The sequence below is a fragment of the Neptunomonas sp. genome (genome assembly GCF_041601355.1).
Lineage (GTDB): Bacteria > Pseudomonadota > Gammaproteobacteria > Pseudomonadales > Balneatricaceae > Neptunomonas.
In genome coordinates this window covers 1-14,451 of the sequence record NZ_JBFIIH010000110.1, presented here as the reverse complement: position 1 = coordinate 14,451, position 14,451 = coordinate 1, and the positions used below count along the sequence as shown (strand labels likewise).

12 protein-coding genes are annotated in these 14,451 nt (G+C 46.8%); 7 read left to right on the top strand and 5 right to left on the bottom strand.

Going from position 1 to position 14,451, the window contains the following annotated elements; translation table 11 throughout:
* Positions 1-468 precede the first annotated feature (468 nt).
* The gene (gene tyrS / locus ABY436_RS15390) at positions 469-1,764 is read right to left on the bottom strand and encodes a tyrosine--tRNA ligase (protein ID WP_372739823.1); all 1,296 of its coding nucleotides are present in this window, start codon (positions 1,762-1,764) and stop codon (positions 469-471) included.
* Positions 1,765-1,959: 195 nt separating this feature from the next.
* Between tyrS and ABY436_RS15385 the strand changes: the two genes are divergently transcribed.
* Complete coding sequence (locus tag ABY436_RS15385; RefSeq protein WP_372739822.1) at positions 1,960-3,375, top strand: OapA family protein; 1,416 nt, start codon at positions 1,960-1,962, stop codon at positions 3,373-3,375.
* Between the two features lie 6 nt (positions 3,376-3,381).
* Positions 3,382-4,488 carry an anhydro-N-acetylmuramic acid kinase gene (locus ABY436_RS15380; RefSeq protein ID WP_372739821.1) on the top strand — a complete coding sequence of 369 codons (1,107 nt, stop codon included), beginning with the start codon at positions 3,382-3,384 and terminating at the stop codon, positions 4,486-4,488.
* Between the two features lie 56 nt (positions 4,489-4,544).
* Here the strand turns inward: ABY436_RS15380 and erpA are convergent, their stop codons facing one another.
* Both erpA and argC read right to left on the bottom strand, forming a co-directional pair.
* Positions 4,545-4,895: an iron-sulfur cluster insertion protein ErpA gene (gene erpA, locus ABY436_RS15375; protein WP_372739820.1), complete on the bottom strand. Its 351-nt coding sequence runs from the start codon at positions 4,893-4,895 to the stop codon at positions 4,545-4,547.
* Between the two features lie 65 nt (positions 4,896-4,960).
* Complete coding sequence (argC, locus tag ABY436_RS15370; RefSeq protein WP_372739819.1) at positions 4,961-5,992, bottom strand: N-acetyl-gamma-glutamyl-phosphate reductase; 1,032 nt, start codon at positions 5,990-5,992, stop codon at positions 4,961-4,963.
* Positions 5,993-6,081: 89 nt separating this feature from the next.
* Here argC and ABY436_RS15365 point away from each other — a divergent pair, with 89 nt between their 5' ends.
* The 5 genes from ABY436_RS15365 to ABY436_RS15345 all read left to right on the top strand — a co-directional run bounded on the left by ABY436_RS15365 (position 6,082) and on the right by ABY436_RS15345 (position 12,479).
* Positions 6,082-7,803 (top strand): chloride channel protein, encoded by a 1,722-nt coding sequence (locus tag ABY436_RS15365; RefSeq protein ID WP_372739818.1) that lies wholly within the window; start codon positions 6,082-6,084, stop codon positions 7,801-7,803.
* Positions 7,800-8,432, top strand: coding sequence for a thiamine phosphate synthase (gene thiE / locus ABY436_RS15360; protein ID WP_372739817.1), 633 nt, complete (start codon positions 7,800-7,802; stop codon positions 8,430-8,432). The genes ABY436_RS15365 and thiE overlap by 4 nt, the downstream gene beginning before the upstream one ends.
* Positions 8,433-8,447: 15 nt before the next feature.
* Complete coding sequence (gene hemL / locus ABY436_RS15355) at positions 8,448-9,743, top strand: glutamate-1-semialdehyde 2,1-aminomutase (RefSeq protein WP_372739816.1); 1,296 nt, start codon at positions 8,448-8,450, stop codon at positions 9,741-9,743.
* Positions 9,744-9,746: 3 nt separating this feature from the next.
* The gene (locus ABY436_RS15350; protein ID WP_372739815.1) at positions 9,747-10,367 is read left to right on the top strand and encodes a hypothetical protein; all 621 of its coding nucleotides are present in this window, start codon (positions 9,747-9,749) and stop codon (positions 10,365-10,367) included.
* A 108-nt stretch (positions 10,368-10,475) separates the two neighbouring features.
* Positions 10,476-12,479, top strand: a complete 2,004-nt coding sequence (locus tag ABY436_RS15345) for an ATP-binding protein (RefSeq protein WP_372739814.1) — start codon at positions 10,476-10,478, stop codon at positions 12,477-12,479.
* 292 nt (positions 12,480-12,771) lie between these two features.
* Here ABY436_RS15345 and ABY436_RS15340 read toward each other — a convergent pair whose 3' ends face one another.
* Complete coding sequence (locus ABY436_RS15340) at positions 12,772-13,371, bottom strand: tetratricopeptide repeat protein (protein WP_372739813.1); 600 nt, start codon at positions 13,369-13,371, stop codon at positions 12,772-12,774.
* Positions 13,372-13,373: 2 nt separating this feature from the next.
* A partial coding sequence (locus tag ABY436_RS15335; protein WP_372739812.1) for a penicillin-binding transpeptidase domain-containing protein occupies positions 13,374-14,451 on the bottom strand: 1,078 nt, incomplete at its 5' end.

Genomic DNA, 14,451 nt, shown 5'->3' with positions numbered 1-14,451 from the left:
TCAATCTGTTCGCTAGGTTGCTTATCCTGATAAAGCTTTTGTAGCTTCGTCCTGACAAGCGCCCACACGAATTATCTGACCAATCTGTTAAAGAGCGCTTGAACGTGTCGTTCAAGTGAGGCGCATATTCTACCGAACGCCCCGCTGAAGTCAATCTTTATTTTGCACCTTTTTTCAACATCTTCCGGCTGCAAATCCCGACTCCAACTACCCGCAGATAATGCTTAAATAATGTTAATTATCAAGGCGTTATCTACCAGCATCCTCCCCTCTCAATGCTGCTTTTTGGCAGCCTCCTTGGGAAGAGGTGCGCATTCTACAGACTCCCCGAAAGGAGTCAACAGCCATACCTTAAAAAAGTGAAAATTATTAGAAAAAGACACTAAAAACAACAAAGGCGCCACTCGGGCGCCTTTGATTAATCACATGAACTACTTAATCTGAAATATCAGCCAATAAGCTTTCTACTTACAAATAGAATAGATGATGCTTTTTCTTACCCAGCTTAACCAGGAAGTACTTCTGGTGAATACTGGCAGAGGGACTAAAAACGTCTACTCCCTTGTTATTATGCTCTAAACCTATAACAACGCCATTAACGGTAACAGCACTTCGCTGCAAAGCATCTTTTACCTGCTTACCATTCCCCATATCTGCTTCGGATAACAAAGACGTCAGCAAACCACCTGCCAACACCTCAGGATCGAGTGCTGACGAAGGCAAACCATCTTGCTTCAATTGCACAAAATCGCCTTCGCTCAGATCGTTCAAATTACCACTAAACAACGCCTCTGTAATACGCTGCGCAGCCACTAACCCTTCATCTCCATGCACCAGCTTGGTCACTTCACGCGCTAGTATCGCTTGCGCCTCTGGTCGACCCTGGCGCGCTTTGTCATCCGCTTCGATCTGATCGATATCAGCAACATCTAAAAATGTGAAGTATTTAAGAAACCGGTACGCATCGGCATCGGCGACCTGCAGCCAGAATTGATAGAAAGCATAAGGCGAGGTTCTGTCTGCAGATAACCAAATGGTCCCTGTTTCTGTTTTACCAAACTTAGTGCCGTCGGACTTTGTAACCAATGGCAAGGTAAGGCCATACGCTCTATTACCGTTCATTCGGCGCGTTAGCTCAGTACCGCCGGTAATGTTACCCCATTGATCGGATCCACCAATCTGCAATGTACAGTCATGACTTTTATTCAATTGCTGAAAATCAAATGACTGTAAGATCATATAGGTAAATTCGGTATACGAAATCCCATCACCTTCCCGATCGATCCGCTGTTTCACTGATTCTTTTGCGATCATTTGATTGACAGAAAAGTGCTTACCCACATCCCGCAAAAAAGTCAGCACATCCAGGTCGCGTGTCCAGTCCAGATTATTCACAACGACCGCACTGTTTTCTCCACAATCAAAATCAACAAATGCACTGACCTGAGCCTTTATCTTTTCTACCCAACCAGCGACGGTTTCATCATCATTAAGCTTCCGCTCCTGAGCTTTAAAACTAGGATCACCAATCAAGCCCGTTGCACCACCCACCAATGCCAGTGGTTTATGCCCGTATTGCTGAAACCGCTTTAATGTTAACAGAGGCACCAAACTGCCGATATGAAGACTGTCGGCGGTCGGATCAAAACCGCAATAAAGTGTTACACTGTTTTCATTAAGGTGATTTTCAAGCTCCTCTTCGCTGGTCATCTGAGCCACTAAGCCCCGTGCTTTAAAATCCTGTAACAGTGTTAACTCGCTCATCTCGGATCATTACCTGTAAAAAATATTTCGAATAAATTAATGAATGCGATATTCTACCCATAGCGAGAGTTTTGAACAAATTTCAATTTCAGCTGTCAATATTCCAACTTTTTCGCCGATACTTCTCTAATGAAGTGTCGTACATGATTGTTTTATCTTTATTATTTATCATTACGATGATTGCAGGTACCGGGCATGCCAACTTTTTTACCCAAAATTAAACACCGTTTCCCAACCGTTCACTTAGTTGCAGTAAGTATTGCCGGTGTCATTTTAGGTACGACCTTACTTTTTTTGCCCTCTGAAGAAGTCTCCGCCACTAAAGCAAGCACCTCTATCGCTGACTCAGCAAAAAACGTGGCGAATTTAGCCAATGCAGACCAAACCGCCGAAAGAATAAGCAATGAGCTGACACTAAATCTGCCGCAAGCGGCTCTGGCGCCTGCCCCGTCATCCGGACACAATGAAACTTCAACAACAACGACAACACCAACACCAGCCCAAGCTCCTGATGAGAATTGGGTGTCCTACTCTGTTCAAAAAAATGACAACCTGACTTCACTCTTCAAACGTGCCGGCCTGGATGCCCGTGATGTTTACAATATTAGCCAGGCAACGCTTGAAGGCAAAGAGCTGAATCGGCTCTACCCTGGAGAATCACTCTCCTTTCTTATTGAGGGCGCCGCCCTTAAAAAGCTCAAATATGCAGTTAGCCCGTTAAAAACAATTCTCATCGCGTCGATTAATAATGAATACGTCGTTAAAACCATTGAACGTACACCGGAAACACGCGAGCGTTATGTTGAAGGCATTATCGAAGACTCTTTATTCGCTGATGCAGAACGGGCTGGCTTATCAAACAACATGATTATGCGATTTGCTTCTATGTTTGGCTGGGATGTTGATTTCTCACAAGACATCCGCAAAGGTGATCGCTTCAAGGTTATATATAACGAGCAGTTTCTGGACGGAAAAAAGATCAAGGATGGCCATATTGTTGCGGCTCAGTTTATCAATGACGGGGAAAGCTTTACGGCCATTCGATATACCGACTCAGATGGAAGCAGCAGTTACTATACGCCTGATGGCCACAGTATGCGTAAAGCCTTCTTACGTATGCCTGTTGATTTTGCGCGAATCAGCTCCAGCTTTAATTTGAAACGCAAACACCCGGTGCTTAACAGAATACGCGCTCACAAAGGCGTAGATTATGCCGCATCAACAGGTACACCGATTAAAGCATCGGGCGACGGTAAAGTAATTTGGAAAGGCACTAAAGGCGGCTATGGTCGTGCCATTATTATTCAACATGGCAGCAATATCACTACGCTGTACGCACACATGTCCAAATACAACACAAAACTAGAACAAGGTAGCCGTGTTAAACAAGGACAGGTTATTGGCTACGTTGGTCAATCAGGACTCGCGTCTGGCCCGCATCTGCACTACGAATTCCGTGTTAATGGCACACACAAAAACCCGATGACCGTAAAATTCCCTCAGGCATCGCCCGTACCAAAAAAAGAACTTGCTGCTTTCCAACAAGTAGCGCTTCAGATGCAGACACAGCTTAAAACGTATGCAACGACACAATATGCCCGTGCGAATTAAGCAAATATGACGCCTGACATCTATATTGGTGTAATGTCCGGCACCAGCCTGGATGGCATTGATGTCGCAGCTATCCGCATAAATGATCAGTTTTCTTTTCTGGCGGCCGACTGCGTAAAGCTGCCTGATGACCTGCGCCAACAGATACTAATGCTGACACAACCGGGCAATAATGAAATTGAGCTAATGGGCCGGGTAGATAATGCTCTCGGAAAACTCTTCGCCGATGCCGTTAAACAGCTAATTCGCAATGCCGATATCGATCTAACGGCGATTGCTGCTGTTGGTTGTCATGGGCAAACTATTCGCCATCGCCCTGAAGCTGGATTCACACTACAAATCGGTGACCCAAACACGATAGCCGAACAGACAGGCTTTACGACTATTGCCGATTTCAGAAGGCGCGATCTAGCCAATGGAGGCCAGGGAGCACCACTCGTTCCGGCCTTTCATAACAAGATGTTTCGCTCTGTTAAAACCAATCGCGTGATCCTCAATATTGGCGGGATGGCCAATATCACAGTACTGCCAGCAAACCCCTCATCGTTGGTGACCGGCTTTGACACCGGCCCGGGCAATATTTTATCAGACGCCTGGATACACGAGCATTCTGGTGCCTCGTTCGATAAGGACGGAGACTGGGCACGCACCGGGGCCGTAAATCAGGAATTATTGAAGCACCTATTAAACCTGCCCTTCTTTTCCGAAGCCGCGCCCAAAAGCACAGGCCGGGAGCAGTTTCACATTGACTGGATAAAGCAGGTTATTCAAGAAAATAAATTGCAGGTAGTGGCGGCTGATGTCCAGGCGACGCTACTGGAACTGACTGCCCGCACAATTGCCGATGCCTTTAATGCGCAGCGCTTAGCAGACCCAGAACTCTATATTTGCGGCGGTGGAGTGCATAACAGCGCCTTGGTACAACGCCTGCACGAACTGACCAATGCTGTCCACATCGCTACAACAGAAGAACTAGGGCTGCATCCAGACTGGGTAGAAGCCTCTGCTTTTGCCTGGCTCGCACACCAGACGTTAAACCAGCTTACTGGCAATTTACCGAGCGTAACGGGTGCTGCGCATGAAAGAATATTGGGGGGGATTTACCAGGCGTAAGCAGCGAGTAATTAAGCACAGCGAGCTGCTGTGCCTAATACTCTGGCAAACAGAAATCAGATAGAAAAAGAAGAGCCACAACCACAAGTGGTCGTTGCATTGGGATTCTCAATCTTAAACTGGGAGCCTTGCAGCCCCTCTTGATAATCAACAATTGAGCCTTCCAGGTACTGCAAGCTCATCGGATCTACCACCATGACAACACCCTGATTTTCAATTTGGGTATCGTCATCCGCCGTTTCCTCATCAAAAGTAAAGCCATACGAAAAACCAGAACATCCACCGCCTGTAATGAATACACGCAATTTAAGATTTTCGTTCTGATCTTCTTCAATAAGACTTTTCACTTTTGCAGCAGCTGCATCTGTAAAGACCATTGCCGCACTTGATGCCACTGATTCTGTCATATCACTCTCTGTATCATTAGACCTAATGTGCCTATTCTCAATTAACCAAGTGTTTTAGTCAAGTATCAAGGCATCAGGCCGACAAATGATAAACCTGAGGTTTCTTTCAAACCGAACATAATATTCATGTTCTGAATCGCCTGCCCTGCCGCGCCCTTCACCAGATTATCGATAACAGATAACACCACCACAGTGTCATCATTCTGAGGCCGGAACACACTTATCCGGCAGGTATTTGCTCCTTTTACACTGCGTGTTTCAGGATGACTACCGGCAGGCATAACATCAACAAATGGCTCATCTTTGTAACGTTCTTCAAACAGCGCCTGCAAACCGTCCTTCGGATCTTTCAAGGTTGCATAAAGCGTTGAATGGATACCACGGATCATCGGCGTAAGGTGCGGCACAAAAGTTAACCCGACAGGACGCTGAGCAGCATTAGATAGCCCCTGACGGATTTCTGGTAAATGACGATGTCCGGCAACACCATAAGCTTTCATGCTTTCACTGGTCTCACACATGAGTGCGCCAACGCTAGCGCCACGGCCAGCACCGCTGACACCTGATTTACAGTCCGCAATCAGACGACGGTGATCAATCAGTTTGTTTTCCAACAGCGGTAAAAAGCCCAACTGCGTAGCGGTAGGATAGCAACCCGGGCATGCGATCAGCTGCGCATCTTTGATCTGTTCGCGATTCACTTCCGGCAAACCGTATACCGCCATTTCGACCAGATCAGGGCAGGTATGCTCAAGCTTGTACCATTGGGTCCAAAGCTCCACATCTTTAATCCGGAAGTCAGCACCCAAATCAATAATCCGCACGCCGCGCTCTACTAACTCGGGCGCCATACTCATAGCCACACCATGAGGCGTAGCAAAAAACACCACATCACAGGCCGATAGTGCGTCTACATCCGGCACGCTAAAGCGTAAATCATAATGCCCACGCAGGTTTGGGAACATGTCAGCCACATGTATACCTTCTTCCGAACGTGAAGTGATCACTTTGACGTCCACATCAGGATGATTGGCCAGTAGTCTCAAAAGCTCTACACCGGTATACCCTGTTCCACCTACGATACCTACATTAATCACTTTAACCTCTCATCGGGCTGTAAAAACTGGTAACTTATAATACCGATCAGGAACCGTAAAAACTATCAGCCGTTGGTTAAAATTACTGAATGCAAAAACACCACCTATCACTGCAATATTTCCGCGAACGACTGGCACACTATGATGCACTGCCTCAACTTGTCATTCTGGGGCTGCTATCAGGCATAATGACCGGACTGTTGATGGTTCTATTTCGTCTCGCGGTTGAGTTACCGCTAACGTTTTGGTTAGGGCACCCTGATGACTTTGAAAGCCTGTCCTCGCTGGAACACTTCATCTGGCCGGTTATTGGCAGTGTTGTGCTGATACTGATTTTTTACCTGTGGCCAGCGGCGGCCAAACAGGTCGGCATGGTCAACCTCTTTGAGCGCCTGTCCTATTATCAAGGCAGTATTCCCGGAAAAAGCCTGGTACTGCAGTTTGTCTCAGCCACTGTCGCGTTAGTCAGTGGTCATTCGGTTGGCCGTGAAGGTCCCGCCATTTTTCTCGGTGCTGCCTGTAGCAGTCTGCTAGGACAGCAACTCCGCTTACCGAATAACTCTTTACGCTTATTGATCGGATGTGGCGCTGCAGCAGCCATTTCTGCTGCCTTTAACACACCGCTGGCAGGCGTGATTTTCGCCATGGAAGTGATACTGCTGGAATATACCCTGATCGGTTTTACACCGGTTATTGTCGCCGCCGTATCAGCCGATTTGGTAATGCGCGGCATTCTGGGGCATAACAACGCTTTCGATGTCCCGTTATTTAAGATTGGCACCCTGGCAGAGATCCCCTGGGTGATGTTGCTGGGTGTGGTGGTTGGGTTATGTGCCGCCGCTTTCAATCACACCATGCTACAGGCCTACAAACTCGCTAAATGGCCGGTTGGTGTGCGCTTTCTGCTGGCGGGCGTATTAACCGGCGCGGCAGCCATCGTCTACCCACAAATAATGGGTGTAGGCTACGATACTATTTCAGAAGCGCTCTGGGGACGGTTAGAGCTTCAACTATTACTCGGGTTGTTATTGGCTAAACTGCTAATCACCCCATTCATTCTGGGTTTAGGTATTCCCGCGGGTCTTATCGGCCCTACCCTGTTTATAGGTGCCATTATAGGAAGCATCTTTGGCATCATTGGCGGTTGGTTCAGCGATATGTCTGTTTCACATATTGGCCTGTATGCCATGTTAGGCATGGGCGCAATGATGGGCGCGGTGCTGAATGCCCCACTCGCTGCATTGGTGGCGCTACTAGAGCTTACCGGCAACCCGAATATCATTTTCCCAGGAATGATCGCTGTTGTTATCAGCAACCTGACGGTTCGTTATTTTTTCAACTTACCCTCTATTTTCCTTTCTTCTTTACAGGCCCAGGGCCTTGATTATCGGCAGGAACCGATCGCTCAGGCATTATCTCGCGCGGCAGTAGCGAGCCTGATGGATCGCAGCTTCATTACAACAGATCATCTGATTAACCTTGCTTCTGCTGAAGCACTGTTAGCAGGAAAGCCTCACTGGATTCTCTTACAAGAACCAGAGCAAACAGCCAAGTCCCTGATGCTACCCAATGATCTGCAGAGCTATCTTGCTCGTGATGAAAAACCTGAACCGATTAACCTCCTGGAAATCCCGGCCGAGCGATTCGATATTGTTACACTCAGCTTCAGAGCGACATTGTACGAAGCTTTGCAAAAAATGAATGAACAGCATATCAACAATCTCTGCGTTACCAGCAACCAAGGCGAGATCATGGGCATACTGACGCGAGCACAGATTGAATATTACTACACACACAAGCAGACACTATGAATCGACTATACGGCCTGTATGCCATCACAGATAACATTCTGATGCCTGATGATCAGACATTACTTTCACAGGTACACGCCGCCATCCTCGGCGGTGCCCGGGTGATTCAATACCGGGATAAAACCTCAGAGACCGAAAAGCGCTATCGGCAGGCATGTTTACTGAACGAACTCTGCCGCAAGCATCAGCGTACCTTTCTGATCAATGACGATGTGCAACTGGCTCAGCAATGTGGCGCGCATGGCGTACATATAGGACAAAAAGATTCGCCTATAGAAGAAGCACGGCAAGCATTGGGACGTAGCGCTATCATTGGAGTGACCTGTCACGATCAGCTATCACTGGCAACCAAGGCAGCCCTGGCCTGCGCAGACTACGTCGCTTTTGGTGCTTTTTACCCGTCTAAAACCAAACCTGATGCAAAACCAGCACCGCTGTCGCTGTTAACCGAAGCCAAATCAATACTCTCTTGCCCAATAGTGGCGATCGGGGGGATTACTGTGGATAATGCCAGCCAGACAATTACTGCAGGGGCCGACATGATTGCCGTCGTGCACTCACTCTTTGCCGCAGAATCAATCACACAGCAAGCTGAGGCGTTTGCCCTGGCTTTCAACTGGAATGAATAAAGAAGGTTCATCAGCATGTCACGTTCAGAAGATCTTTTTAAAGCAGCCCAAACTCACATCCCTGGCGGTGTAAATTCACCGGTTCGCGCCTTTAAAGGTGTGGGTGGTACGCCTGTATTTTTCAAAAAAGGGCAAGGCGCTTATCTTTTTGATGAAGATGATAATCAATATATCGATTATGTCGGCTCATGGGGCCCGATGATTCTGGGCCATGCCTTCCCTGATGTTATCAATGCTGTTCGCAGTGTATTAGATAACGGTTTAGGTTTTGGCGCGCCAACAGAGATCGAAACACAGATGGCCGATAAAGTCTGTGAAATGATGCCTTCTATTGAGATGATCCGCATGGTCAGTTCAGGCACAGAAGCCACCATGAGCGCCATTCGCCTGGCGCGTGGTTATACGGGTCGCGACAAAATCGTCAAGTTCGAGGGCTGCTATCACGGCCATTCTGACTCACTGCTGGTAAAAGCAGGTTCGGGTGCGTTAACACTGGGCGAACCAAACTCGCCGGGTGTACCTGCCTCAATTGCAGAACATACCATCACTCTGACATTCAACGACATCGACAATGTACGTCAGGCGTTTGCAGAAGTAGGTAACGAGATTGCCTGCATCATTGTTGAACCGGTTGCCGGCAACATGAACTGCATTCCACCCAAAGAAGGCTTCCTCGAAGGCTTACGTGAAATCTGTGACGAATACGGCAGCGTACTGATCTTTGATGAAGTGATGACCGGCTTTCGTGTCGCACTGGGCGGTGCTCAAGCCCATTACGGCATCAAACCCGACCTGACCACACTCGGCAAAGTCATTGGCGGCGGGCTACCAGTAGGCGCCTTTGGTGGTAAGCGGGAGATCATGGAACATATCGCACCTTTAGGGCCGGTTTATCAGGCGGGTACGCTTTCTGGTAACCCTTTGTCGATGAATGCCGGTTTAGCCATGCTGAATGCGCTCACATCCACACCGGGTATTCATGAGGGCCTTGCTGCCAAAACAGAATACCTGACAGAAGGTCTTAAAGCCGTCGCCCTCGCCAAAGGTATTCCATTCACCACCACCGCCGTCGGTGGCATGTTTGGTATATTCTTTACGGATCAGCCTGAAATCAGCAGTTTTGCACAAGCAACCGCCTGCGATACCGAGCGCTTCGGGCAGTTCTTCCAAGGCATGCTGAAGGAAGGCGTTTACCTTGCGCCATCGGCATACGAAACCGGCTTTATGTCAGCGGCTATCTCTGAAGAAGATCTGGATCGCACGATAGCTGCCGCTGGACGCGTGTTTGATACGTTTGCAGAAAAAGCATAAATAATGGACGTTATCGCTAATCTGGCACTCATACTGAGCTGCGTTTTTTACGCAGCCCAGTTGTTTCGCCAACCAGAAACGCTGACCGACAATAACAAAACACTGGTGCTGCTACTGTTATTATCCGTCTTATTTATAATAGCCGCCGCCGCCGGGCAACTGCTCATCAACCAACAAAACCCAGACTCACAAACCCTGCAACGCCTCCTCAGCAACATGAAAGACTATTTAGCGATTCCGCTGATTAGCTCACTCTTACTGGCCACCAGCTTTAACAAGTTTTGGTCACGCGTGGGCTGGGGGCGCTGGGTATTGGTACTGATTGCGCTGTTTGAATTAGCGCGTAGAGCCGAAGTCGGTCAACAGTACGCCATCATACTCGCCGGGTTCTCATCCGCAGCATTGCTGCTCGCCTTTGTTCGCTACACCCAGGCAAACATACGTCTGCCAGGATTAGTCGGCGCTGCATTCGCAAGCTTATCGATTGCTGTATACGGGACACTGTCTCTGCTGCCCGCGTATCAGAATGCAGCGCTCAGCAATGGCTTGCTGGCAATCAGCTTTGTGCCGTTAGCCTTAGCGACGAGAGAAATTATCTCATTGCATCAAAAGCAGGAGTTCTAAAGGCAAGCCAATAGGATTTCGTGCTGCTTAGTTAAGCATAGTGAGGATACGAATAAATCCCACAGATTAGTAATTGTGCTAGGGTATCGAGAAGTATAAGGATGTATTATGAGTAATGTAAATATTCGGCGAGCAGTCGAAAATATCAAATCTGGAGTTAATGTTTATACTCCGTTAGTTGAACTGGTTGTTAATGCCATTCAAGCCATTGAAATGGGTAATGCAGAAAATGGAAGGGTCGAGGTGCTCATCAAGCGCGCGCCTCAAATACAACTAGAATCTAGCGGCCTACCCGAAGTTACTGGCTTTACTGTAAAAGATAATGGCATTGGCTTTACCGACAAAAATAGAGAGTCATTTGATACTTTATATTCTGCTCATAAAATCGATATTGGCGGCAAAGGGTTTGGCCGTTTTACTTGTTTAAAATATTTTGACGATTTAGTTATTTCAAGCAATTACATCTCTGGTGATACCAAGTTCAACCGCTCATTTAAAATGGGAAAAAAGAACGACATTATAGAAAACGAAAAGGTTACCCCCACTGAATTTGAGCGTTCGGGCACAACAGCAGAATTAAAATCAAAAAAAGCCTCAAAATTTGGCGATAGAAAACACACAACCATCGCACGTACATTGTTTGAAAAACTACTCCCTTACTTTTGTACTGATGGCTACCAATGCCCTATTGTTGAGCTTAAAGACGAATTAGACGGCAACGTAATTACCTTAAATGAATTCTTAAAAAAGGAAGGTAGAGATTCAATCATAGAACTACCTACTTTTAATCAAGAATTTGAACTCACTGAAAACAATGGTGAACAACAAGCTTTTAGCGCTCGTGTATTTAAGTTTTATTCGCCTAAACAGCAAAAAAGCCAAGTTAATTTAGTTGCTCATAAGCGAACGGTTACTTCTACTCAAATTCAAAATTACATCCCTGAGTTTGCAGAAGAGTTTAGTGAAATTACTCCATCAGGTGCCACTCGTAACTTCATATTAAAAGTATATGTTTTCTCATCCTTCCTTGACGAACACGTGTCACTAGAGCGTGGCAACTTTGACTTTCATAAGGACAATGATCTGCAATACGGTATTTCACAATCTCAAATTGAAGAACAATCTGTAAAAACTGCACAGGAGGTTGTTAGCGAAGAAGTTAATGAACGAACAAGCAAAAAACAAAGGCTTGTTGTTGATTACATCAGTGAGGAAGCGCCATGGCACACTCAAATGCTAGAAACCATCGATCTATCAAACCTACCGATGAACCCATCAGAAGAACAAATAGAATTAACCTTTCAGAAAGCTAAATTCAACGTTGAAGACGAATTAAAAAAAGATGTAAAGGCAATGCTTGCATCAGAAGACAGCGGATCCTTACATGATAAAGCCACTGACATATTAGGTCGCATCTCTGAATCTAATAAAAATGACCTTGCACATTATGTTGCCTTAAGACGTAGCGTAATCGACATCTTCAAAAAAAGCTTAGAAGCAAATGATGACGGAAAATTTTCATCTGAAGGTGTTGTGCATGACATCATATTTCCTCGTAAAGGTGATTCAATTAAAACACCTTTTCGAGAGCACAATTTATGGCTTATCGATGAACGATTGAATTTCACTGAGTATCTATCATCAGACTTGCCACTTGAAGATCATTTATCTGATAGACCTGACTTACTAGCTTATGACAAGCGAGTGGTATTCAGGGGCGAAAACGAAGCGAGCAACCCAGTCATGGTATTTGAGTTCAAAAAGCCAAAACGTAATGACTTTGCTAACGCATCATCTAAAGATGACCCCGTAAAACAAATTATTCGTTATATACGAAAAATCAAAAGCGGTGACTTTGAAACACCTGAAGGCCGTGAAATCAATATCGAAAACAACACGCCTTTTTATGGTTACGTAGTCTGCGATTTTGATAAAAAAGTAAGAACTTGGTTAGAAGAAGAACATGATTTCACTCCAATGCCTGACCGCAAAGGCTACTTCAAATGGCACGCTAGCCTCAACTTATATATTGAAGTGCTAAGTTGGGACAAATTGTTAAAAGACGCAGACATGCGCAATAAAGTATTTTTCCATAAGCTAGGTATTAACTAGCTCGAGAACCCTACGGGAAAACCCAGAACGCCTCTGACTGACAGCGGAAAACTAGGTCAAAGAAGCGAGTACAGACATTCTGGTAGTCGAAATAGGTAACGCCGAGACTGGGTTCCTGATAAAACAACCTCCTGCGCTATCAGGCGGCTTGAAAAGGTTGATGAAGCACATAACTTTCATCCTGAACGATAACGGCCGAGCCTTGACTGGCGCCCAAAAAGGCCATTGAATTCACATTCAATGGCCTTTCTCAAATAGCCAGATTACAAAACATAGCCATTTTCACATCTTACTAATAACGCCTTGCAACACCAGAAGCTTTGTCTGCGCCTTCAAGATCACCGGCATCGGTGCGGATTGAGGCGATCAGCTGCCATAAACGGCGCAACTTGCTGTTCTGTCCTTGCGCAATCGCTACGCCTTTTAAGGCGACCTGTTCTGCCTGCAGAAACTCACCTAAACGACGGTGGGTATCGGCCAGCGAGTAGTAAACTTCCGGGTCTTTAGGAGAGATTCGCTGGGCACGTTGCAAGCTGGTTTGTGCGGAGCGTAATTCACCACTGTTGGTTTGCTGACGTGCGGTTTCCAGCAAAGCAACCACGGCAGAGTTGGGCTGTGACTGTAAAACCACTTTAGGTGCAACGGGCACCGAGGTCGAGGGCCCTACTGCCGTATCCCCTCGCTGTGTACGAAACACAGGCGTCGGAGCCACAGGCGTCACTGTCACACCGGTGGTGATATCCACAGGTGTTGCGATACCGTTGCTTTCCTGCTGAGAACGCGTCGTTGAGCGATCCTCAATCGGTGTGTTATATATGCCTTGAGTCGAACAGCCCGCCAATGTAACCAAGGCGCTCAAAGCGATCCATTTAATCTGTGTTGTAAAATTCATTACTACTCCTGTCTGAACCAACCCCGAAACCAGTTAAGTGGATTTGGTTCGTTATTTTGAACAGGTTCAACCCCACAATCAACTCGATACTGGGGTTTACTGCCATTTAAGAAAGGTACAGGGATCGCGCCCTGACAACGTTCATCCGACAAATAACCGGTTTCCTTATCCACCCAGAGGTATTCCACCCCTTCCGGAACAGGCGCTTGAAAAGGTTCCGATTTCTCGGCTTTCATAAATTCTGTCCATACTCTTAAGGCTCCACCTGAACCAGTGAACGGCAACGGGCTGTTATCATCACGCCCCAACCAGACAACGGCTAAACGGCTACCGGTAAAGCCGGCAAACCAGCTGTCGCGCTGATCGTTTGAGGTACCTGTTTTACCCGCAATGTTGAGATTAGACGGTAGTTGCGAATAGACATAACGGGCTGTACCTTCGCGCGCAACTTCCTGCATCGCGTATTGTAATAAGTGAATACTTTCTCCAGAGACCGCTTGCTTCACCTGAAACGGATAACGGGATAGTTCAGCGCCTTGGTTATCTGTCACCATACGAATAGCCCGTAGCGGCATCTGGAAGCCATTGGCAGCTATCGTCTGGTACATAGTGGCCACTTCTACTGCAGGTAGCCCCTGAGCCCCCAACAGCAGAGATGGATAGGCATCCATTTCACGACTGACACCTAATTTTTGTAATGTTTTTATGACGCTCTTAACCCCTAAGGCCATGCCGAGATTAGCTGTGGATAAGTTATAGGAGTTGGCTAATGCCTGATGTAAAGGCACTGTGCCATGAGCCGTTTTACCAAAATTTTGTGGCGTCCAGGTTTGCCCATTCGGCATTTTTACCGATATGGGCTCATCCTGTATCGGCGATACCAGCGTATATCCATTTTCAAGCGCGGTCAGATAAACGGCCGGCTTAACCAGTGAGCCGATCGGCCTTACTGAATCCAACGCGCGGTTAAAACCCTCATAACGAGTACTTTTTCCGCCAATAATACTCAGCACTTCACCGGTCTGCGGATCGGTAACCACCATGCTGCCTTCCAGATCGGTGGCACGCTTTCCATAACGT